The sequence below is a fragment of the Streptomyces sp. NPDC029216 genome (assembly GCF_040648015.1).
Taxonomy (GTDB): Bacteria; Actinomycetota; Actinomycetes; order Streptomycetales; family Streptomycetaceae; genus Streptomyces.
Genome location: NZ_JBEZWL010000044.1, coordinates 1 through 21,463, shown reverse-complemented (window position 1 = coordinate 21,463; position 21,463 = coordinate 1). Strand labels below are relative to the sequence as shown.

Here is a 21,463-nt window from a genome sequence, read left to right as displayed (position 1 = left end):
AGAATCCAGCAAGCTTCCGAAGCGATGCCTCCAGTAAATGAAGGCTCGGTAAAGGCTTGCGCGTACCACGCCACTGTAGACGTAGCTCTTGCCCCGCCCTGCGCGGGGGTCGCCTCGTGTTGAGCCGATCGGACCGACGACAAGATCACCGACGGCGGATCCCAGGTGAACGGCGGACGCCGGGACGGCGACGCACTGACTGCACTCGAATAGCCGCACGCGCTGGCGGGGGTAGGCTCGGAATCGCCCCGGTGTCACCGTTCGTCACCGGGAAAACAACATGTGGAGAGGAGCCCTGACCAACGGTGAGCACCAAGCCGACCACCCCAGAGCTCGAGTGGACCGAACTGGACCAGCGGGCCGTCGACACCGCCCGCATCCTGGCCGCCGACGCGGTCCAGAAGGTCGGGAACGGACACCCCGGTACGGCGATGAGCCTGGCCCCCGCCGCGTACACGCTTTTCCAGAAGGTCATGCGGCACGACCCGGCGGACCCCCAGTGGGTCGGCCGTGACCGTTTCGTGCTCTCCGCGGGGCACTCGTCCCTGACCCTTTACACCCAGCTCTACCTGGGCGGGTTCGGCCTGGAGCTGGACGACCTCAAGGCGTTCCGCACCTGGGGCTCGAAGACCCCCGGCCACCCGGAGTACGGCCACACCGCCGGCGTGGAGACCACCACCGGCCCGCTGGGCCAGGGCGTCGCGAACGCGGTGGGCATGGCCATGGCCGCCCGCTACGAACGCGGCCTGTTCGACCCGGAGGCCGCCACCGGCACCTCCCCGTTCGACCACATGATCTACGCGATCGCGGGCGACGGCTGCCTCCAGGAGGGCATCTCCCACGAGGCGTCGGCGCTGGCCGGCCACCAGAAGCTCGGCAACCTGGTGCTGCTGTGGGACGACAACCACATCTCCATCGAGGGTGACACGGAGACGGCCGTCTCCGAGGACACCATGAAGCGCTACGAGGCGTACGGCTGGCACGTCCAGCGCGTCGAGCAGCAGGCCAACGGCGACCTCGACCCGAAGGCCCTGTACGCCGCCCTCCAGGCCGCCAAGGCCGAGACCGGGCGCCCGTCCTTCATCGCGGCCCGCTCGATCATCGCCTGGCCGGCCCCGCACGCCCAGAACACCGAGGCCGCCCACGGCTCGGCCCTCGGCAACGACGAGGTCGCCGCGACCAAGCGCGTGCTCGGCTTCGACCCGGAGCAGACCTTCGAGGTCTCCGACGAGGTCATCGCCCACACCCGCGGCCTGGTGGACCGCGGCCGCGACGCCCGCGCCGCCTGGGAGAAGGACTTCTCCGCCTGGCGCACCGCCAACCCGGAGCGCGCCGCCGCCTTCGACCGCATCGAGGCCAACGAGCTGCCCGAGGGCTGGGAGGACAAGCTCCCCGTCTTCGAGCCCGGCAAGGGCGTCGCCACCCGCGCCGCCTCCGGCAAGGTCCTCGAAGCGCTCGGCGCGGTCATCCCGGAGCTGTGGGGCGGCTCGGCCGACCTGGCCGGCTCCAACAACACCACCATCGACAAGAACTCCTCGTTCCTGCCGGTGGGCAACCCGCTGCCGGAGGCCGACCCGTACGGCCGCACCATCCACTTCGGCATCCGCGAGCACGCCATGGCCGCCGCCATGAACGGCATCGCGCTGCACGGCCACACCCGCATCTACGGCGGCACCTTCCTGGTGTTCTCCGACTACATGCGCAACGCCGTCCGCCTGTCCTCCCTGATGCACCTGCCGGTGACCTACGTGTGGACGCACGACTCCATCGGCCTCGGCGAGGACGGCCCGACCCACCAGCCGGTCGAGCACGTCGCCTCGCTGCGCGCCATCCCGGGCCTGAACGTGGTCCGCCCGGCCGACGCCAACGAGACCGCCATCGCCTGGCGCGAGATCCTGCGCCGCCACACCAAGGTGTTCGGCAAGGGCGCCCCGCACGGTCTGGCCCTCACCCGCCAGGGCGTGCCGACGTACGAGCGCAACGAGGACGCGGCCAAGGGCGGCTACGTGCTGTTCGAGGCCGAGGGCGGCAACGCGCAGGTCATCCTGATCGGCACCGGCTCCGAGGTCCAGCTCGCCGTCGCCGCGCGCGAGGCGCTGCAGGCCGAGGGCGTCCCCGCGCGGGTCGTCTCGATGCCCTCCGTCGAGTGGTTCGAGGAGCAGTCCCAGGAGTACAAGGACAGCGTCCTGCCGCCTTCCGTCACGGCGCGAGTCGCGGTCGAGGCCGGCATCGGCCTGACCTGGCACCGTTACGTCGGGGACGCGGGCCGGATCGTCTCGCTGGAGCACTTCGGTGCCTCGGCGGACGGCGCCGTGCTGTTCCGCGAGTTCGGCCTCACCGCCGAAGCCGTGACCGCAGCCGCCAAGGCCAGCATTGATTCAGCACGTCTCGCCGCAGCTGCGCGCTGACCCGGTACAAGAACCAGTAGGAGATGCAATTCCGATGACAGACGCACTCAAGCGCCTCTCCGACGAGGGCGTGGCGATCTGGCTGGACGACCTGTCCCGCAAGCGCATCACGTCCGGCAACCTCGCCGAACTGATCGACCAGCAGCACGTGGTCGGTGTCACCACCAACCCGTCGATCTTCCAGAAGGCGATCAGCAGCGGTGACGGCTACGAGCAGCAGCTCGCCGACCTCGCCGCCCGCAAGGTCACCGTCGACGAGGCCATCCGCATGATCACCACGGCGGACGTCCGCGACGCCGCCGACATCCTGCGTCCCCTCTACGACTCCACCGAGGGCCAGGACGGCCGCGTGTCGATCGAGGTCGACCCCCGTCTGGCGCACAACACGACGGCGACCGTCGCCGAGGCCAAGCAGCTCGCCTGGCTCGTGGACCGCCCGAACACGCTCATCAAGATCCCGGCGACGAAGGCCGGCCTGCCGGCGATCACCGAGGTCATCGGCCGGGGCATCAGCGTCAACGTCACGCTGATCTTCTCGCTGGAGCGCTACCGCGAGGTCATGGACGCGTACCTGGCGGGCCTGGAGAAGGCGAAGGCCGCCGGCCTGGACCTCTCCCAGATCCACTCGGTCGCCTCCTTCTTCGTCTCCCGCGTGGACACCGAGATCGACAAGCGCCTGGACTCCGTCGGCACCGACGAGGCCAAGGCCCTGAAGGGCAAGGCGGCCCTCGCCAACGCCCGTCTGGCCTACGAGGCGTACGAGGAGGTCTTCTCCTCCGACCGCTGGGCCGCCCTGGACAGGGCGCACGCCAACAAGCAGCGCCCGCTGTGGGCCTCCACCGGCGTCAAGGACCCGGCGTACAAGGACACCCTGTACGTGGTGGACCTGGTCGCCCCCGGCACCGTCAACACCATGCCCGAGGCGACCCTGGAGGCCACCGCCCACCACGGCGAGGTCACCGGCGACACCATCCGCGGCACCTACGAGCAGGCGCGCGCCGAGCTCGACGCGGTCGCGAAGCTGGGCATCTCGTACGACGATGTGGTGCAGCTGCTCGAGGACGAAGGCGTCGAGAAGTTCGAGGCGTCGTGGAACGACCTGCTGAAGTCGACCGAGGCGGAACTGCAGCGCCTTACCCCCGCGGAGGACTGAGTATTTTGTCGGTGAACGGAGCGAACCCGCTTCGTGACGCACAGGACCGGCGGCTCCCGCGCATCGCGGGGCCGTCCGGCCTGGTCATTTTCGGCGTTACGGGTGACCTGTCGCGCAAGAAGCTCATGCCCGCCGTCTACGACCTCGCGAACCGCGGCCTGCTGCCTCCGGGCTTCTCGCTGATCGGTTTCGCCCGCCGCGAGTGGGCGGACGAGGACTTCGCCCAGGAGGTGTACGAGGCCGTCAAGGAGCACTCGCGCACCCCCTTCCGTGAGGAGGTCTGGCAGCAGCTGGTGCAAGGCTGCCGGTTCGTCCAGGGCGAATTCGACGACGACGCCGCCTTCGAGACGCTCAAGTCGACGATCGACGAACTCGACAAGGCCCAGGGCACGGGCGGCAACTTCGCCTTCTACCTCTCGGTGCCCCCGAAGTTCTTCCCCAAGGTGGTCCAGCAGCTCAAGAACCACGGGCTGGCGCAGAAGGAGGGCTCCTGGCGGCGTGCCGTCATCGAGAAGCCCTTCGGCCACAACCTGAAGAGCGCCGAGGAACTCAACAAGGTCGTCCACGAGGTCTTCCCCCGGGACGAGGTCTTCCGGATCGACCACTACCTCGGCAAGGAGACCGTCCAGAACATCCTGGCGCTCCGCTTCGCCAACACCATGTTCGAGCCGATCTGGAACCGGTCGTACGTCGACCACGTGCAGATCACCATGGCGGAGGACATCGGCATCGGCGGCCGGGCCGGCTACTACGACGGCATCGGCGCCGCCCGTGACGTCATCCAGAACCACCTGCTCCAGCTGCTGGCGCTCACGGCGATGGAGGAGCCCGGCTCCTTCCACCCCAAGGCCCTGGTGGCGGAGAAGCTGAAGGTGCTCAGCGCCGTCCAGATCCCCGAGGACCTCGGCAAGCACACCGTGCGCGGCCAGTACGCCGCGGCCTGGCAGGGCGGCGAGAAGGTCAAGGGGTACCTGGAGGAGGACGGGACCGACCCGAACTCCAAGACCGACACCTACGCGGCCATCCGCCTGGAGATCAACAACCGCCGCTGGGCGGGCGTCCCGTTCTACCTGCGCACGGGCAAGCGCCTGGGCCGCCGGGTGACCGAGATCGCGGTGGTCTTCAAGCGGGCTCCGTACCTGCCGTTCGAATCGGGCGCGACCGAGGAGCTGGGGCAGAACGCCCTGGTCATCCGGGTCCAGCCGGACGAGGGCGTGACGGTCCGCTTCGGCTCCAAGGTGCCCGGCACCTCCATGGAGGTCCGGGACGTCACGATGGACTTCGCCTACGGCGAGTCCTTCACGGAGTCCAGCCCCGAGGCCTACGAGCGGCTCATCCTCGACGTCCTCCTCGGCGACGCGAACCTGTTCCCGCGTCACCAGGAAGTCGAGCTGTCCTGGAACATCCTCGACCCGATCGAGGAGTACTGGGACAAGCACGGCAAGCCCGCGCAGTACCCGGCGGGCACGTGGGGGCCGGTCGAGGCGGACGAGATGCTCGCACGAGACGGACGGAGCTGGCGCCGGCCATGAAGATCGACCTCACGGAGACCACCTCCAGCAAGATCAACGCCGCGTTGGTGCAGGCGCGCCGGGACATCGGCACGCCGGCCATCGGCATGGTCCTCACGCTGGTGATTGTGACCGACGAAGAGAACGCGTACGACGCGCTCAAGTCGGCGAACGACGCCTCCCACGAACACCCTTCGCGGATCGTCGTCGTGGTCAAGCGGGTCAGCCGCTCCCCGCGCAGCCGCCGCGAAGCCCGGCTCGACGCGGAGATCCGCGTCGGGGCGGACTCCGGTACCGGCGAAACCGTCGTACTGCGCCTGCACGGCGAACTGGTCGACCACGCCCAGTCGGTCGTGCTGCCCCTGCTGCTGCCGGACGCCCCCGTGGTGGTCTGGTGGCCGGAGGGCGCTCCCTCGGACCTGGCGGGCGATCCGCTGGGCGCGCTGGGGCAGCGCCGGATCACGGACACCTACTCCTCCGAGCACCCGATCGCCGCGCTCGGCGCCCGGGCGGAGGCGTACGCCCCGGGCGACACGGACCTGTCCTGGACCCGGATCACCCCGTGGCGCTCGATGCTGGCCGCCGCGCTGGACCAGGTGACCCTGTCGCCGGTCGTCTCGGCGACCGTCGAGGGCGAGGACGAGAACCCGAGCTGCGAGCTGCTGGCCATGTGGCTGGCGGACCGTCTCGGGGTCCCGGTCAACCGGACCCTGTCAGGGGGGCCGGGGCTGACCGCCGTACGCATGGAGACCAAGGACGGCGTGATCGTCCTGGACCGCGCGGACGGCTCCCTGGCCACGCTGTGCATGCCGGGGCAGCCCGACCGTGCGGTGGCGCTGAAGCGCCGCGACACGGCCGAGCTGCTGGCGGAGGAACTCCGCCGGCTGGACCCGGACAACACGTACGAGGCGTCCCTGAAGTTCGGCGTCTCCCGGCTGGCGGACGCGGCTCCGGCTGCGCCGGTGGCTGACGCCGAGGTCGAGGCCGAGGTCAAGGCCGAGGCGGAGGCTCCGGCGGCGAAGCCGGCCGCCAAGCCGGCGCGCTCGGCGAAGCGGACGTCGGCGAAGTAGCCGGCCCGCCGGGGGGCGGGGCGGGGGTATCTCTCCCCGCCCCGCCCTTCGCCCTTTCCTCCCCCAGCTACCGCTGGGAGGTACCCCCAGGGGCTCCGCCCCAGCCCCGCGCCTCAAACGCCGGCGAGGCTGTCCACAGCCCCTCACACCACCCAGAACTACCAAGAAGGCGGCAGCACATGGGTATGACGACTCCCCAGGTCGTCGTCCACCGGGACAAGGAGCTGATGGCCCAGGCCGCAGCCGCCCGGCTGATCACGAAGATCGTGGACGCGCAGGCCGCCCGCGGCAGCGCCTCCGTCGTCCTGACCGGCGGCCGCAACGGCAACGGCCTCCTCGCGGCCCTCGCCGCGGCCCCCGCCCGGGACGCCATCGACTGGTCCCGCATCGACCTCTGGTGGGGCGACGAGCGCTACGTCCCCGCCGACGACCCCGAGCGCAACCACGTCCAGGCCCGCCAGGCCCTCCTGGACGCCGTCCCGGTGGACCCCGCGCGCGTGCACGCGATGCCCGCCTCCGACGGCCCGCACGGCGCCGACGTGGACGCCGCCGCGGCCGCGTACGCCGCCGAGCTGGCGCGGGCGGCCGGGCCCGAGGACCACGGCCCGGTGCCCCGTTTCGACGTGCTGATGCTCGGCGTCGGCCCGGACACGCACGTGGCCTCCCTGTTCCCCGAGCACCCCGCGGCCCGTGAGACCGAGCGCACGGTCGTCGGCGTCCACGGCGCCCCCAAGCCCCCGCCGACCCGGGTCTCCCTCACCCTCCCCGCGATCCGCGCGGCCCGCGAGGTGTGGCTGCTGGCGGCCGGCGAGGACAAGGCCGGCGCGGTGGCCATCGCCCTCGGCGGGGCCGGCGGGGTCCAGGCCCCGGCGGCCGAGGCCTACGGCCGCAGCCGCACCCTCTGGCTGCTGGACCGCGCCGCCGCGGCCAAGCTGCCCTCCGGGCTGTACCCCCCGGCATCCTCCTGATCGAGGGAACCGAGGGAATCGAGGGAAACGACGAAGCGCCCCGTACCGGTCCCACGACCGGTACGGGGCGCTTCCGCCGTTCCTACTGCCGTCCGCGCAGCTCCCGGTACGTGGCCACCAGCGCCCGCGTCGACGGGTCCAGGCTCTCCACGTGCGAGCCCTCCGTCAGCGCCGGCTCCACCCGCTTCGCGAGGACCTTGCCGAGCTCCACGCCCCACTGGTCGAAGGAGTCGATGTTCCACACCGCGCCCTGGACGAACACCTTGTGCTCGTAGAGGGCGATGAGCTGCCCCAGCACCGCCGGGGTCAGTTCGGCGGCGAGGATCGTCGTCGTCGGGTGGTTGCCCTGGAAGGTCTTGTGCGGGACGAGCGCCTCGGCGACGCCCTCCGCGCGGACCTCCTCGGCGGTCTTGCCGAAGGCCAGGGCCTGCGTCTGCGCGAAGAAGTTCGCCATCAGCAGGTCGTGCTGGGCCTCCAGCGCCGGCTCCAGCTCCGCCACCGGGCGGGCGAAGCCGATGAAGTCCGCCGGGATCATCCGGGTGCCCTGGTGGATCAACTGGTAGTACGCGTGCTGGCCGTTGGTGCCGGGCGTGCCCCACACCACCGGGCCGGTCTGCCAGTCCACCGGATTGCCGTCGCGGTCCACGGACTTGCCGTTGGACTCCATGTCCAGCTGCTGCAAGTAGGCCGTGAAACGGGAGAGGTAGTGGCTGTACGGGAGCACCGCGTGCGACTGGGCGTCGAAGAAGGCCCCGTACCAGATGCCCAACAGGCCCAGCAGCAGCGGGGCGTTGTCCTCGGGCGCCGCGGTGCGGAAGTGCTCGTCCATGGCGCGGAAGCCGCCCAGCAGCTCCCGGAAGGAGTCCGGGCCGATCGCGATCATCAGGGAGAGCCCGATGGCCGAGTCGAAGGAGTAGCGGCCGCCGACCCAGTCCCAGAAGCCGAACATGTTGGCCGGGTCGATGCCGAACTCGGTGACCTTCTCGGCGTTGGTGGACAGGGCCACGAAGTGCCGTGCCACGGCGGCCTGGTCTCCGCCCAGCCCCGCGAGCAGCCACTGGCGCGCCGAGGTGGCGTTGGTGATGGTCTCGATGGTGGTGAAGGTCTTGGACGCGATGATGAACAGCGTCTCGGCCGGGTCCAGGTCCCGTACGGCCTCGTGCAGGTCGGCGCCGTCCACGTTGGAGACGAACCGGACCGTCAGCGAGCGGTCGGTGAAGGAGCGCAGCGCCTCGTAGGCCATGGCGGGGCCGAGGTCGGAGCCGCCGATGCCGATGTTGACGACGTTCTTGATGCGCTTGCCGGTGAACCCGGTCCACTCCCCCGACCGGACCTGGCCGGAGAAGGCCGCCATCTTGTCGAGGACCTCGTGCACGGCGGGGACCACGTTCTCGCCGTCGACCTCGACGACCGCGTCCGCGGGGGCGCGCAGCGCGGTGTGCAGGACCGCCCGGTCCTCCGTCACGTTGATCTTCTCGCCGCGGAACATGGCGTCCCGCAGCTCCGCCACGCCGGTCGCCGCCGCCAGCTCGCGCAGCAGCGCGAGCGTCTCGTCGGTGACGAGGTGCTTCGAGTAGTCGATGTGCAGGTCGCCGACCCGCAGGGTGTATCCGGTGCCCCGGTCCGGATCCGTCTCGAACAGCTCCCGCAGATGCGTCTGCCCCAGCTCTTCCCGGTGCTTGCCGAGCGCGTTCCACTCGGGCGTCCGGTTGAGCCTCGTACGGCTTTCTGCGTTCATCTCGGACATCAACCCACTTCTTCCGTCCTGTTGTGCCCCGCCACCCCCAACCTAAGGGATCCGAAGGGGGACAACGCACACAAAGGGGCCCGGCCCGCGGGATTCGTACTCCCACGGGCCGGGCCCCGAGTCGCTCTTGAGTCCGAGCCGGTTGCGGTGCGGCTCAGATCTCGCCGCGGAGCTTGGCGAGGGCCTCGGCGAGGATCGCCTCGCCGTCGGCGTCCGTGCGGCGCTCGCGGACGTACGCGAGGTGCGTCTTGTACGGCTCGGTGCGCGGCGGCGCGGGCGGGTTGTCCCGGTCCTGACCGGCCGGGAACCCGCAGCGCGGGCAGTCCCAGGTGTCGGGCACCTGCGCGTCGCTGGCGAAGCTGGGCTGCGTCTCGTGCCCGTTCGAGCACCAGAAGGAGATGCGCAGACGGGGCGCGGATTCACCGCGCTCGGCCTCGCCCATCGGCCCGGCTCCGACCCGACTTCCACGAATCGCGTTGCCACTTGCCACGGTCGTAACTCCCTGCGTGATGGTGCCGCCCAGCGTGAGGGTATACCCGCTGTGGGCGCCTCAGTTTACGTAAAGACCAAGCGGGCCGGGCGAAATGGCCGGAACCGTCAGCTGCCGTTCGACTTCATGAGCAGGCCGAGGGCCACGATGCAGGCGAACCACAGCAGGCCGATGACGACCGTGATGCGGTCCAGGTTGCGCTCGGCGACGGAGGAACCGCCGACGGAGGACTGCATGCCGCCGCCGAACATGTCGGAAAGGCCGCCGCCCTTGCCCTTGTGCATCAGCACGAGCAGCATCAGCAGAGCGCTGAAGACGATCAGGGCGATCGAGAACCCCATAACCACGGCTGGTTCCTACTTTCTGGGCTTACGTCTGCTGCTGGGAGGAAACGGGGGCCGACGGCTGCGCCGGCAGCCCCCGGCCCCCGCAAGGGTACGACGGATCGGCCCTACCGCATACTCACTGGTCGCGGAAGCGGACGATCTTGACGAACTCGTCGGCGTCCAGCGCCGCGCCGCCGATCAGGGCGCCGTCGACGTCGGGCTGGGCCATGATCGCGGCGATGTTGCCGGCCTTGACCGAGCCGCCGTACTGGATGCGGACCTTGTCGGCCAGCTCCTGGGAGTACAGCTCGGCGAGGCGGCCGCGGATCGCCCCGCAGACCTCCTGGGCGTCCTCGGGGGTGGCGACCTCGCCGGTGCCGATCGCCCAGACGGGCTCGTAGGCGATCACGATGGACTCGACCTGCGCGGCCGGGACGTCCTTGAGGCCGCCGTTGACCTGGGCGAGGGTGTGCGCGACCTGGTTGCCGGCCTTGCGGACGTCCAGGCCCTCGCCGACGCACAGGATCGGGGTGATCCCGTTGCGGTAGGCGGCCTTGACCTTGGCGTTGCAGATCTCGTCGGTCTCGCCGTGGTACTGGCGGCGCTCGCTGTGGCCGACGGCCACGAAGGTGCACTTCAGCTTCGAGAGCATCGGGCCGGAGATCTCGCCGGTGTAGGCGCCGGAGTCCTGGGCCGAGATGTCCTGGGCGCCGTACTTGATCTTCAGCTTGTCGCCGTCGACCAGGGTCTGGACCGAGCGCAGGTCGGTGAAGGGCGGGAGCACCGCGACCTCGACCGCGTCGTAGTCCTTGTCGGCGAGGGCGAAGGCGAGCTTCTGGACGTGGGCGATGGCCTCGAGGTGGTTGAGGTTCATCTTCCAGTTGCCGGCCATGAGCGGGGTGCGGCCGTGTGCGACAGACGTCATGGTGGTTCAGCCCTCCAGGGCGGCGAGGCCGGGGAGCGTCTTGCCTTCGAGGTATTCGAGGCTGGCGCCACCACCGGTGGAAATGTGACCGAAGGCGTTCTCGTCGAAGCCCAGGATGCGGACCGCGGCGGCGCTGTCGCCACCGCCGACCACGGTGAAGGCGTCGCTGTCGACGAGGGCCTGCGCGATGGCGCGGGTGCCGTTCGCGTAGTCGGGGTGCTCGAAGACGCCGACGGGGCCGTTCCAGAAGACGGTCTCGGCGTCGGCGATCTTCGAGGCGTACAGCTCACGCGTCTTGGGGCCGATGTCCAGGCCCTCCTTGTCCGCGGGGATCTTGTCCGCGGCGACGGTCTCGAAGACGGCCGGGGTGCCGCCCTTGAGGTCGGGGAAGTCCGCGGAGGCGAGGATGTCGACCGGCAGGATCAGCTCGACGCCGTTCTTCTCGGCGCGGGCCATGTACTCCTTGACGGTGTCCACCTGGTCCTTCTGGAGCAGGGAGATGCCGACCTCGTAGCCCTTGGCGTGGAGGAAGGTGTAGGCCATGCCGCCGCCGATGAGGATGCGGTCGGCCTTGCCGAGGAGCTCGTCGATGACGGCGAGCTTGTCGGAGACCTTGGCGCCGCCGAGGACGACCACGTACGGGCGCTTGACGTCGGCGGTGAGCTTCTTCAGGACGCCGACCTCGGTGGCGATGAGGTAGCCGGCCGCGTGCGGGAGCAGCTTCGGCAGGTCGAAGACCGAGGCGTGCTTGCGGTGGACGGCGCCGAAGCCGTCGCCGACGTAGAGGTCGGCGAGCTCGGCGAGCTGCTCGGCGAAGGCCACGCGCTCGGCCTCGTCCTTGGAGGTCTCGCCGGCGTTGAAGCGCAGGTTCTCGATGACCGCGACCTGTCCGTCGGCGAGGGCCGCGACGGTCTCCCGGGCGGAGGAGCCGACGGTGTCGGTGGCGAAGGCGACCTCGGCGCCGAGCAGCTCGCCGAGCCGCTTGGCGGCCGGGGCGAGCGAGAAGTCCGGCTCCGTGCCCGTGCCCTTGGGGCGGCCCAGGTGCGAGGCGACGACCACGCGGGCGCCGGCCTCGGCGAGCTTCGCGATGGTCGGCTGGACGGCGCGGATGCGGCCGTCGTCGGTGATCACGCCTTCCTTCAGCGGCACGTTGAGATCGGCGCGTACGAAGACCCGCTTGCCGGCGACGCCGTCCGCGAGAAGTTCGTCGATCGTCTTCATGTGTTTCTACTCCTTGTCCCCATACAGGGCTGTTACCGGTGCAGGGCGGATGGGACGGGGCAAGCGACAGGGCCCGAACGGCGCCTCATCGCGCCGAGCGGACCCTGTGCTCACATGGTGTTGCCTTGCCCTACGTTCTTAGAGCTGACCGCCGACGAAGACGGTGAGGTCGACGAGGCGGTTGGAGTAGCCCCACTCGTTGTCGTACCAGCCGACGACCTTGACCTGCGTACCGTCCTGCACCATGGTCAGCGAGGAGTCGAAGGTGCACGAAGCCGGCCAGTTCACGATGTCGGAGGAGACGATCGCGTCCTCGGTGTAGTCGAGGATTCCCTTGAGCTGGCCCTCGGCGGCCTTCTGGAAGGCGGCGTTGATCTCTTCCTTGGTGGTCTCGCGGGAGAGCTCCAGGACGAGGTCGGTGACGGAGCCGGTGGGGACCGGGACGCGCATGGCGATGCCGTCGAGCTTGCCCTTGAGCTGCGGCAGGACCAGCGCGGTGGCCTTGGCGGCACCGGTGGAGGTCGGGATGATGTTCTCGGCGGCGGCGCGGGCGCGGCGCAGGTCCGAGTGCGGGAAGTCCAGGATGCGCTGGTCGTTCGTGTAGGCGTGGACCGTCGTCATCATGCCCTTGACGATGCCGAAGTTCTCGTCGAGGACCTTGGCCATCGGCGCCACGCAGTTGGTGGTGCAGGAGGCGTTGGAGATGACGTGGTGGTTGGCCGCGTCGTACTTGTCCTGGTTGACGCCCATCACGATGGTGATGTCCTCGTCCTTGGCCGGGGCCGAGATGAGGACCTTCTTCGCGCCGGCCGCGAGGTGCTTGGCGGCGTCGGCCTTCTTCGTGAAGATGCCGGTCGACTCGATGACGATGTCGGCGCCCAGCTCGCCCCAGGGGAGGTTCGCGGGGTCCCGCTCGGCGAACGTCTTGAAGGTCATGTCGCCGACCGTGATGGTGTCATCGGTGTGGGAGACGTCGGCCTTCAGCCGGCCCAGGATGCTGTCGTACTTGAGCAGGTGCACCAGGGTGGCGTTGTCCGTCAGGTCGTTGACACCCACCACCTCGATGTCCGCCCCCTGTTCGAGAAGCGCCCGGAAGTAGTTGCGGCCAATGCGGCCAAAACCATTGATGCCTACGCGGATCGTCACGAACCGATCTCCTCGTTGGTGCGCCGGCCTGTCCCGCCGGCGAGCTGTATGGGATGTCCCCGACCGCTTACGACCCTACCTCTCCGTGAGCTTCGGAGTGGAATCGGCCGGAGGCTGACACTCCCCCCACTTCCCGGGAGGGCCCCCGTGAACCCTGTACCACTGGCCGCGGCACGGGACCCGGGGGACTTCGGCCCCCGTCACTCAGCGTGAGTGGAGCGGGGTGTGGTGCTCAGTGGTCCAGGGCCCGGAGGGCCTTACCGATGAGTAGGGCCCGGTCGGCCGCCGCCGGCAGGTGCTCCAGCCCGAAGCCGAACAGGACCGTGTCACGCGTAGTGACGGCGGCGAAGGACTTGAACAGCTCTCCGGTCCTGGACCAATCGCCCGGAACGCCGGGACTTCCGGCCGGGGCCGCCTGGGCCGTCCAGGCGCCGAGGGCGGTCTCGAAGCCGTCGACGGCCTGGTCGGAGCCGCCCACGGAGACCCGGGCCTCGTCCGCGAAGACGCCGCGGCCGCCCGAACCGGGGTCGGTGACGTACGAGAGGGAGACCTCGACGGTCTTCCCCGCGTAGGGGCTCAGGTCGAAGGAGACCTGCTTCCAGCCGCCGGAGGAGCCGGTGAAGCTGTTCCAGGCCCCGCTGGTTCCGCTCGGTGAGCAGCCGCCGCCGTCGAGGGTCAGGTAGTGGCGCAGGAACGGGTGGTCGTTGATCAGGAATCCGGCCTCGCACTCCGCCGGGACGGTGGTGGAGTTCGAGCCGTTCGCTTCCGGGAGTGTGGTCCAGTCCTCGCCGCCGGCCGTACGGGCCTCCAGGACGGCGTGGTCGTAGCCCTCCTCGGTGTTCCAGTTGAGGGCCATCTTCAGCTTCGGCTGGTCGGCGGCGGTGACCTTGGTTAGGTCGACGGTCCGCGTGAGGCGCTGCCAGTCGTCGTCCTCGTGCGTGGCCGAGGCCATCCCGGTGCCCGCGAAGGGGGCGTACGGGTTCACGACGCCCGCGTACTGGCCCGCCTGCCCGCTCGTGAACTGCGGGAAGCGCGCCGGCGGCAGGGAGTCGGAGGTGACGCTGAAGGCACCCGGAGAGTTCAGCGGATTGCCGGGGTTGCCCGCCGCGTCGCCGAGGGCGCCCCCGGCCCCGGCGAGGGGGCCCGCGCCGGTGAAGCCGGTGGGGGCCTTGACCGGGGTCCGGTTGTAGGCGCCGAGGTAGTACTGGCTGAAGTCGTCGGTCAGGGCGCGGCCGACCTGGGCCCGGCCTCCCGCCAGTTCACCGGCCTCGACGAGCCTGCCGCCCTCGTTGAGGAAGTCGCGGACCGCGAGCTGGGTGGGGCCGCCGGGGGCGCCGGCGCCGGTGTAGTGGACGGCGGTGCGGAAGTGGGAGAGCACGCCGAGGTGGTGCGGGACGCCCTGGACGGCCACGTCCCAGACGGCGGCCGACTTGCCGTTGGCCCGCAGCGCGTCGACGTATTCCTGGGCGTACTGCGCCTTCGCGCCCTCCTCCGCGATCACCAGGACGTCCGCGCGCGGGCGCTGGGCGACGGTGTAGGTGAAGTGCTCGCTGGAGACCTCCTTGCCGCGGTCGCGGCCGGTGAACCAGACCTCGACCTTGTCGCCCGGTCCGGTGCCGTCCACCGTGGCCCGGTACTCGTCGAACCAGTTGTTGTCCTCGCCGCCGTAGACGTCGCCGCCCTTCCAGGCCTTGAGCTCGTCGTCGTGCGTACGGCCGCCGTTGACACGGAAGTTGAGCCGCTTGTCCTTCAGCGCCTTGCGAGCGGTGACGGAGACCGTCTGGTCCTCGCCGCGGGCCGTGTAGGAGGTGGTGAAGGGGTCGAGGGTGAAGTCGGCGGCGTTCAGCCCGACCGAGGAGGCGGGCCGGTCCGGGTGCGCCGCGCTCTCGCCCACGGACAGGGCGAACTCGACGTTCTTGGCGAACTCCGCCTGGATCAGCTTCTCGTCGTCCGGGAAGTTGAAGACGGAGGGGCATTCCTCGGGCTTCCACCGGTCGTTCGGGTCGACGGCGGAGGCCGTCTGGCAGGTGCTCATCTCCGGGGTGAACATCATGACGCCGTTGGCGTTGGCCGCGTGCCCGTCGGCCTCGCCGTTCGTGGTGTACAGCTCGGAGGACACCTGCGGGTAGTAGCCGGGGACGGCCGGGTGCTCCGGGGTGCCGGCGAGCGCCTTGTAGGCGACGTCGTCGGGGGTGGGGGTGGCCACCTGCCAGCCCACGCCGTAGAGCAGCAGCTCGGCGGCGGAGTGGTAGTTGATGGCGTACGTGAAGCCGATGCGCTTCTCGAAGGAGTCGAGGGCGACCGTCTCGGGCTCGGACTGCGCGGTGGGGCCACGATAGGTCTCGCTCGACGGGTTCGCGGAGGAACCCTCGTCGTCGTAACCCCACTTGTAGGCGAAGTTGCGGTTGGGGTCGACGCCGTCCACGGCGGTGATCTTGCCGTCGCCGTTGTTGTCGCGCAGGTTCTTGCGCCACAGCCGGTTGCCGTCGGGGGCGTGCGTGTAGTCGTACCCGTCCGGGTTGGCCGAGAGCAGGAACCACAGCTCGGTGGAGTCCACCAGCTTCGTGATCCGCGCGTCCTTGCCGTAGCCGTCGAGGGTGTGGTGCATCAGCCGCCGGGTCATCTCGGGGGTGATCCACTCGCGGGCGTGCTGGTTCGACATGTAGAGCACGGACGGCTTGTCGCCGTCCCTGCCCCTCTTCGCGTCCTTGGTGACCTTCAGCGCGAGGATGTCCTTGCCCTGCACGGTCTTGCCGATGGAGACGACCTTGGTGAGGCCGGGGAACTGCTGCGCGGTCCGCAGGATCTCCTCCTGGAGGCCCCCCTTGCCGCTGTACGGGCGGAACACCCCGTCCCCGGCGGCCTTGGCGCGGGCCAGGCCCTCGGCGGAGACCTTGCGCTCGGCGAGCTTGACCCCCTGGGCGGCGAGCCCCTTGGCCTGGTCCCCGGTGAGGAAGAGCTCGACCTTGGCGGTCCCGGACTCGGGCGCCCGCTCGGCGAACTCGTGGGCGTCCTGGCCGGCGGCGAGGACGAGCGGGACCTGCTCGCGGGTGATGTCGGCGTCGTAGACGCGTACCTCGTCGGCGCCGGAGGCGGCGCCGGGCGCGGGCCGGGCCTGGGCCGCGGTGGGCAGTGCGGCCAGTGTGGTTCCGAAGACGAGTGCGCTTGCGGCGAGGATCGTTCTCGCGCGTTGCCTCATGTGCCCCCCTGGGCGTCGTCAGCCACGAAAGCGTTCGGGGGCCAGGCTCACGATCGGGCGATGCTCATGTCAACGGGACAAACGGGGGTCAAGCGGGAACGGACCCGCACGGGTGAGCGTGCGGGCCCGTATGCCCTGCGTGACGGCGTGCGCCTCGGGCGGCTCAACCGGCCATGTTGTCGGCCAGCTCCTCGCTGAGGTCCAGGTTGGACTCGGTGCCGGGGATGCCGAGATCCTGGGCCCGCTTGTCGGCCATCGCCAGCAGGCGGCGGATCCGGCCCGCGACGGCGTCCTTGGTCAGCGGCGGGTCGGCGAGCGCGCCGAGCTCCTCCAGGGAGGCCTGCTTGTGCTCCATGCGCAGCCGGCCGGCCGCGGCGAGGTGCTCGGGGACCTCCTCGCCGAGGATCTCCAGCGCGCGCTGCACCCGGGCTCCGGCGGCGACCGCGGCCCGCGCCGAGCGGCGCAGGTTGGCGTCGTCGAAGTTGGCGAGGCGGTTGGCGGTGGCGCGGACCTCGCGCCGCATCCGCCGTTCCTCCCAGGCCAGCACCGACTCGTGCGCGCCGAGGCGGGTCAGCAGGGCGCCGATGGCGTCGCCGTCGCGGACGACGACCCGGTCCACGCCGCGCACCTCGCGGGCCTTGGCTGCGATGGAGAGCCGTCGGGCGGCACCCACCAGGGCCAGGGCTGCCTCGGGGCCGGGGCAGGTGACCTCCAGGGAGGAGGACCGGCCCGGCTCGGTGAGGGAGCCGTGGGCCAGGAAGGCACCGCGCCAGGCCGCCTCCGCGTCACAGGTGGCACCGGAGACCACCTGCGGGGGAAGGCCCCGGATGGGGCGGCCGCGGCCGTCCACGAGGCCCGTCTGGCGTGCCAGCTGGTCCCCGCCGGCGACGACCCGTACGACGAAGCGGCTGCCGCGGCGCAGCCCGCCCGGGGCCATGACCACCAGGTCGGAGGAGTGCCCGAAGATCTCCAGGATGTCCTTGCGCAGCCGCCGGGCGGCGATCCCGGTGTCCAGCTCCGCCTCGATGACGATCCGGCCGCTCACCAGGTGGAGGCCGCCCGCGAACCGAAGGATCGCCGAAACCTCCGCCTTCCTGCAGCAGGTCCGGGTGACGGGGAGGCGGGAGATCTCATCCTTCACCGCGGGCGTCATCGCCATGGGCCGATCCTTCCATGCATCCGAAAAATACGGTCGTACGCGGCGGCCAGCAGCTCCGGGTCGTGCTTCGGAGAGCCGTCCTGCCTGGCCACCGGCGCCAGCTCGACCGCCGCACCGAACCGCTTCGCGGCATCGGCGAGGGACTCGCGGTCGGGCACGGCGGCCTCGTCGGCCAGCACCACGTCCAGGGCGAGTTTAGGGGCGTGTCGGGCCAAAACCTCCAAATGACGCTGCGGAGAGAAGCCTTCTGTTTCGCCCGGCTGCGGGGCGAGGTTCAGCGAGAGGACCTTGCGGGCCTTCGTCGCCACCAGCGCGTCGAGCAGCTCCGGCACCAGCAGGTGCGGGATGACGGAGGAGAACCAGGATCCGGGCCCGAGCACCACCCAGTCGGCGTCGAGCACGGCGGCCACGGCCTCCGGCACGGCCGGCGGGTCACCCGGCACGACCTGGACGGAGAGCACCTCGCCCGGGGTCAGGGCCACGGTGGCCTGCCCCCGCACGGTGTCCACCTCGTCCGGGCGCGCCGGATCGTGCCCCTTGACCAGGGCCTGGAGCTCCAGCGGCACCGCCGACATCGGCAGCACCCGGCCCTGCGCGCCGAGCAGCTTCCCCACCAGGTCGAGGGCCTGGACGGGGTCGCCGAGCTGTTCCCACAGGGCGACGATCAGCAGGTTGCCGACGGCGTGCCCGTGCAGGTCGCCCTTGGACTGGAAGCGGTGCTGGATGACCCGGGCCCAGGTCTGGCCCCAGTCGTCGTCCCCGCACAGCGCGGCCAGCGCCTTGCGCAGGTCGCCGGGGGGCAGCACGCTCAGCTCCTCGCGGAGCCGTCCGCTGGAGCCGCCGTCGTCGGCGACGGTGACCACCGCGGTGAGCTCCCCGGTGATCCGGCGCAGGGCGGCGAGCGAGGCCGACAGGCCCATGCCGCCGCCGAGGGCGACGACCTTGGGCGCGACCACCTTGGCCGCCCCGCGGCGGCCTGCGCGGCCGGCGCCGTCCTCGCCCCGGCCGGGGGTCAGACGGCGCAGGCGGCGCAGCCGCAGGGTCCGTCCGGTCACTCGCGCCCCATGTCCCGGTGGACGACGACGGTCTCGACTCCCTCGGAGGCGAGGCGGGCGGCGAGCTTCTCGGACATGGCGACGCTGCGGTGCTTGCCGCCGGTGCAGCCGACCGCGATGGTCACGTACCGCTTGCCCTCGCGGCGGTAGCCGGCGGCGATGAGCTGGAGCAGCTCGGTGTAGCGGTCGAGGAACTCCTTGGCGCCGGGCTGGCTGAAAACGTAGCCCGACACCTCCTCGTTGAGGCCGGTGAAGGGGCGCAGCTCCGGGACCCAGTGCGGGTTGGGGATGAAGCGGCAGTCGACGACGAGGTCGGCGTCGACGGGCAGGCCGTACTTGAAGCCGAAGGACATCACGGTGGCCCGCAGCTCGGGCTCCTCGTCGCCCGCGAACTGGGCGTCCATCTTGGCGCGCAGCTCGTGCACGTTCAGGCTGGAGGTGTCGATGACCAGGTCGGCGTCGCCGCGCAGCTCGCGCAGCAGGTCGCGCTCGGCGGCGATGCCGTCGACGATGCGGCCGTCGCCCTGGAGGGGGTGCGGGCGGCGGACCGACTCGAAGCGGCGGACCAGGGCGTCGTCGGAGGACTCCAGGAAGACGATGCGCCGGGTGACGCCGCGGGCCTCCAGGTCGGCGAGGGACTCGCGCAGGGCGTCGAAGAACTGGCGGCCGCGGACGTCGACGACGACGGCGATCCGCGCCACGTTGCCCTGGGAGCGGGCGCCGAGCTCCACCATGGTGGGGATCAGCGCCGGCGGGAGGTTGTCGACGACGAACCAGCCGAGGTCCTCCAGGCACTTGGCGGCCGTGCTGCGGCCGGCTCCGGACATCCCGGAGATGATCACCAGCTCGGGGATGGCCGCCTCGGCGTTGTCGCCGGGCTCCACTGTCGTGCCCGTACTCACCTGTTCTCCGTCTCGGTCGTGCTCGGTCTCGTGCTCGGTCATTGCTCGGTCCCCCGTTCGGACGGAGTCCCCGCGGGCGCGGGGGCGTCGTCCTCAATGATCTCTCCTGTCGCCATGTTGACGGCAGGACCAGCGGGAACCGCCTGGGCGAGGGCCGCGGCCACGGTCTCGGCCGTCTTGCGGCCTATGCCGGGGACCTCGCAGATCTGGTCGATTGTCGCCTGTCTCAGCTTCTTCACCGAACCGAAGTGCTTCACGAGGGCCAGCCTGCGGCTCTCGCCGAGGCCGGGGACCTCGTCCAGGGGCCCTGCCTTCAGGCGCTTTCCGCGCTTGTTGCGCTGGTACTGGATGGCGAAGCGGTGGGCTTCGTCACGCACCCGCTGGAGCAGGTAGAGGCCCTCGCTGGTGCGGGGCAGGACGACGGGGTCGTCCTCACCGGGCAGCCAGACCTCCTCCAGCCGCTTGGCGAGGCCGCACACGGCGACGTCGTCGATCCCGAGCTCGTCCAGGGCCCGCTTGGCGGCCGCGACCTGTGGCTGCCCGCCGTCGACGACGACGAGCTGCGGCGGGTACGCGAACCGCTTGGGCCGCCCGTCGTCCTCGGGCTCCCCGTCCTCGGGGGCCCACTCCCCCGTCTTCAGCTTCTCCTGGAGGTACCGCCGGAACCGCCGGGAGACCACCTCGTGCATGGACCGGACGTCGTCCTGCCCCGCGAAGCTCTTGACCTGGAACCTGCGGTACTCACTCTTCCGGGCGAGCCCGTCCTCGAAGACGACCATGGACGCCACGACGTCGTCCCCCTGGAGGTGGGAGATGTCGAAGCACTCGATGCGCAGGGGCGCTCCGTCCAGCTCCAGGGCCTCGGCGATCTCCTCCAGGGCCCGGGAGCGGGTGGTGAGGTCGCTGGCGCGCTTGGTCTTGTGCAGGGCGAGGGACTGCTGGGCGTTGCGGTGGACGGTCTCCATGAGGGACTTCTTGTCCCCGCGCTGCGGGACGCGCAGGCTGACCTGCGACCCGCGCCTCTCCGCGAGCCACTGCCCCAGCGCGGGCGCGTCCTCCGGCACGACCGGGACGAGGACCTCCTTGGGCACGCTCTCGCCGCTCTCCTCCCCGTACAGCTGCTGGAGGGCGTGCTCGACGAGCCCGGCCGTGTCCACGGCCTCGACCTTGTCGGTGACCCAGCCGCGCTGCCCGCGCACCCGCCCGCCGCGCACGTGGAAGATCTGCACGGCCGCTTCGAGCTCGTCCTCGGCGACGGCGATCAGGTCGGCGTCGGTGGCGTCGGCCAGGACGACGGCGTTCTTCTCCATGGCCCGGCGCAGGGCCCCTATGTCGTCGCGCAGCCGGGCGGCCTTCTCGTACTCCATCTCCTCGGCCGCCGCGTGCATCTCCTTCTCCAGCCGGGAGAGGTAGGTGCCGGTGCGGCCGGCCATGAAGTCGCAGAACTCCTCGGCGAGTTCGCGGTGGTCCTCGGGGCTGATCCGGCCGACGCAGGGCGCCGAGCACTTGCCGATGTAGCCGAGCAGGCAGGGCCGCCCGATCTGGGCGGACCGCTTGAACACTCCGGCGGAGCAGGTCCGCACGGGGAACACCCGGAGCATGAGGTCGACGGTCTCGCGGATCGCCCAGGCGTGCCCGTACGGCCCGAAGTACCGCACGCCCTTCTTCTTGGGCCCGCGCATGACCTGCACGCGCGGGTACTGCTCATCGAGGGTGACGGCGAGCGACGGGTAGCTCTTGTCGTCCCGGTACTTCACGTTGAACCGGGGGTCGTACTCCTTGATCCAGGAGTACTCCAGCTGGAGCGCCTCGACCTCGGTGGAGACGACGGTCCACTCGACGGAGGCGGCCGTGGTGACCATGGTGGCGGTCCGGGGGTGCAGACCGGCGATGTCCTGGAAGTAGCTGGCCAGCCGCTGGCGCAGGCTCTTGGCCTTCCCGACGTAGATCACCCGGCGGTGCTCGTCGCGGAACCTGTAGACCCCAGGGGAGTCGGGAATCTCCCCGGGCCTGGGTCGGTAGCTGGAAGGGTCGGCCATGCCAACCACCCTACTGGCGCCGTACGACAACGAGCGGGCACCTCCGCCCCGGACCGCAGCCGATTCCGGCCCCGCCCCCTCCTCCAGCGCCGCAGGGTCCGGCCCGGGCGGCACGCCCGGGCCCGTCCCCCCCGGGGGCCCCGG

16 protein-coding genes are annotated in these 21,463 nt (G+C 70.8%); 5 read left to right on the top strand and 11 right to left on the bottom strand.

Going from position 1 to position 21,463, the window contains the following annotated elements:
- The first annotated feature begins 305 nt into the window (after positions 1 to 305).
- The 5 genes from tkt (at position 306) to pgl (ending at position 7,110) form a co-directional block, all read left to right on the top strand.
- Positions 306 to 2,408 (top strand): transketolase, encoded by a 2,103-nt coding sequence (gene tkt / locus AB0F18_RS18045; RefSeq protein ID WP_362061327.1) that lies wholly within the window; start codon positions 306 to 308, stop codon positions 2,406 to 2,408.
- A gap of 34 nt (positions 2,409 to 2,442) precedes the next feature.
- On the top strand, positions 2,443 to 3,561 hold the full coding sequence (gene tal / locus AB0F18_RS18040; protein ID WP_362061324.1) for a transaldolase: 1,119 nt from the start codon (positions 2,443 to 2,445) through the stop codon (positions 3,559 to 3,561).
- A 2-nt stretch (positions 3,562 to 3,563) separates the two neighbouring features.
- Entirely contained in the window at positions 3,564 to 5,093 is a 1,530-nt protein-coding gene (zwf, locus tag AB0F18_RS18035; RefSeq protein WP_362061417.1) for a glucose-6-phosphate dehydrogenase, read from the top strand.
- Positions 5,090 to 6,142: a glucose-6-phosphate dehydrogenase assembly protein OpcA gene (gene opcA / locus AB0F18_RS18030; protein ID WP_362061321.1), complete on the top strand. Its 1,053-nt coding sequence runs from the start codon at positions 5,090 to 5,092 to the stop codon at positions 6,140 to 6,142. Before zwf ends, opcA begins: the two co-directional genes overlap by 4 nt.
- Before the next feature lie 185 nt (positions 6,143 to 6,327).
- Positions 6,328 to 7,110, top strand: coding sequence for a 6-phosphogluconolactonase (gene pgl, locus AB0F18_RS18025; protein WP_362061318.1), 783 nt, complete (start codon positions 6,328 to 6,330; stop codon positions 7,108 to 7,110).
- Positions 7,111 to 7,192: 82 nt separating this feature from the next.
- Here pgl and pgi read toward each other — a convergent pair whose 3' ends face one another.
- The 11 genes from pgi to uvrC form a co-directional block, all read right to left on the bottom strand.
- Positions 7,193 to 8,848 carry a glucose-6-phosphate isomerase gene (gene pgi, locus AB0F18_RS18020; RefSeq protein WP_362061414.1) on the bottom strand — a complete coding sequence of 552 codons (1,656 nt, stop codon included), beginning with the start codon at positions 8,846 to 8,848 and terminating at the stop codon, positions 7,193 to 7,195.
- A 163-nt stretch (positions 8,849 to 9,011) separates the two neighbouring features.
- On the bottom strand, positions 9,012 to 9,347 hold the full coding sequence (locus AB0F18_RS18015) for an RNA polymerase-binding protein RbpA (protein WP_007263454.1): 336 nt from the start codon (positions 9,345 to 9,347) through the stop codon (positions 9,012 to 9,014).
- Positions 9,348 to 9,454: 107 nt separating this feature from the next.
- Positions 9,455 to 9,688 (bottom strand): preprotein translocase subunit SecG, encoded by a 234-nt coding sequence (gene secG, locus AB0F18_RS18010; protein ID WP_358893201.1) that lies wholly within the window; start codon positions 9,686 to 9,688, stop codon positions 9,455 to 9,457.
- Positions 9,689 to 9,809: 121 nt separating this feature from the next.
- On the bottom strand, positions 9,810 to 10,598 hold the full coding sequence (gene tpiA, locus AB0F18_RS18005; protein ID WP_362061314.1) for a triose-phosphate isomerase: 789 nt from the start codon (positions 10,596 to 10,598) through the stop codon (positions 9,810 to 9,812).
- Between the two features lie 6 nt (positions 10,599 to 10,604).
- A complete protein-coding gene (locus AB0F18_RS18000; protein WP_362061311.1) occupies positions 10,605 to 11,819 on the bottom strand; it encodes a phosphoglycerate kinase in 1,215 nt (404 codons plus the stop codon).
- 138 nt (positions 11,820 to 11,957) lie between these two features.
- On the bottom strand, positions 11,958 to 12,965 hold the full coding sequence (gene gap, locus AB0F18_RS17995; protein WP_344154451.1) for a type I glyceraldehyde-3-phosphate dehydrogenase: 1,008 nt from the start codon (positions 12,963 to 12,965) through the stop codon (positions 11,958 to 11,960).
- Positions 12,966 to 13,197: 232 nt separating this feature from the next.
- Positions 13,198 to 16,164, bottom strand: coding sequence for a M14 family zinc carboxypeptidase (locus tag AB0F18_RS17990; RefSeq protein WP_362061308.1), 2,967 nt, complete (start codon positions 16,162 to 16,164; stop codon positions 13,198 to 13,200).
- A gap of 163 nt (positions 16,165 to 16,327) precedes the next feature.
- On the bottom strand, positions 16,328 to 17,323 hold the full coding sequence (gene whiA, locus AB0F18_RS17985; RefSeq protein WP_030237199.1) for a DNA-binding protein WhiA: 996 nt from the start codon (positions 17,321 to 17,323) through the stop codon (positions 16,328 to 16,330).
- A complete protein-coding gene (yvcK, locus tag AB0F18_RS17980) occupies positions 17,314 to 18,378 on the bottom strand; it encodes a uridine diphosphate-N-acetylglucosamine-binding protein YvcK (protein WP_362061305.1) in 1,065 nt (354 codons plus the stop codon). The genes whiA and yvcK overlap by 10 nt, the downstream gene beginning before the upstream one ends.
- Positions 18,375 to 19,322 carry an RNase adapter RapZ gene (gene rapZ / locus AB0F18_RS17975; RefSeq protein ID WP_362061302.1) on the bottom strand — a complete coding sequence of 316 codons (948 nt, stop codon included), beginning with the start codon at positions 19,320 to 19,322 and terminating at the stop codon, positions 18,375 to 18,377. Before rapZ ends, yvcK begins: the two co-directional genes overlap by 4 nt.
- A complete protein-coding gene (gene uvrC, locus AB0F18_RS17970) occupies positions 19,319 to 21,319 on the bottom strand; it encodes an excinuclease ABC subunit UvrC (RefSeq protein WP_362061299.1) in 2,001 nt (666 codons plus the stop codon). Before uvrC ends, rapZ begins: the two co-directional genes overlap by 4 nt.
- Between the last annotated feature and the right edge of the window lie 144 nt (positions 21,320 to 21,463).

What these genes read in the sequence shown, in the direction of transcription:
- pgi (WP_362061414.1), bottom strand. Translation starts at nt 8,848, where the DNA reads ATGAACGCAGAAAGCCGTACGAGGCTCAACCGGACGCCCGAGTGGAAC.
- tpiA (WP_362061314.1), bottom strand. Translation starts at nt 10,598, where the DNA reads ATGACGTCTGTCGCACACGGCCGCACCCCGCTCATGGCCGGCAACTGG.
- whiA (WP_030237199.1), bottom strand. Translation starts at nt 17,323, where the DNA reads ATGGCGATGACGCCCGCGGTGAAGGATGAGATCTCCCGCCTCCCCGTC.
- pgl (WP_362061318.1), top strand. Translation starts at nt 6,328, where the DNA reads ATGACGACTCCCCAGGTCGTCGTCCACCGGGACAAGGAGCTGATGGCC.
- opcA (WP_362061321.1), top strand. Translation starts at nt 5,090, where the DNA reads ATGAAGATCGACCTCACGGAGACCACCTCCAGCAAGATCAACGCCGCG.
- uvrC (WP_362061299.1), bottom strand. Translation starts at nt 21,319, where the DNA reads ATGGCCGACCCTTCCAGCTACCGACCCAGGCCCGGGGAGATTCCCGAC.
- rapZ (WP_362061302.1), bottom strand. Translation starts at nt 19,322, where the DNA reads ATGACCGAGCACGAGACCGAGCACGACCGAGACGGAGAACAGGTGAGT.
- AB0F18_RS18000 (WP_362061311.1), bottom strand. Translation starts at nt 11,819, where the DNA reads ATGAAGACGATCGACGAACTTCTCGCGGACGGCGTCGCCGGCAAGCGG.
- secG (WP_358893201.1), bottom strand. Translation starts at nt 9,688, where the DNA reads ATGGGGTTCTCGATCGCCCTGATCGTCTTCAGCGCTCTGCTGATGCTG.
- tal (WP_362061324.1), top strand. Translation starts at nt 2,443, where the DNA reads ATGACAGACGCACTCAAGCGCCTCTCCGACGAGGGCGTGGCGATCTGG.
- AB0F18_RS17990 (WP_362061308.1), bottom strand. Translation starts at nt 16,164, where the DNA reads ATGAGGCAACGCGCGAGAACGATCCTCGCCGCAAGCGCACTCGTCTTC.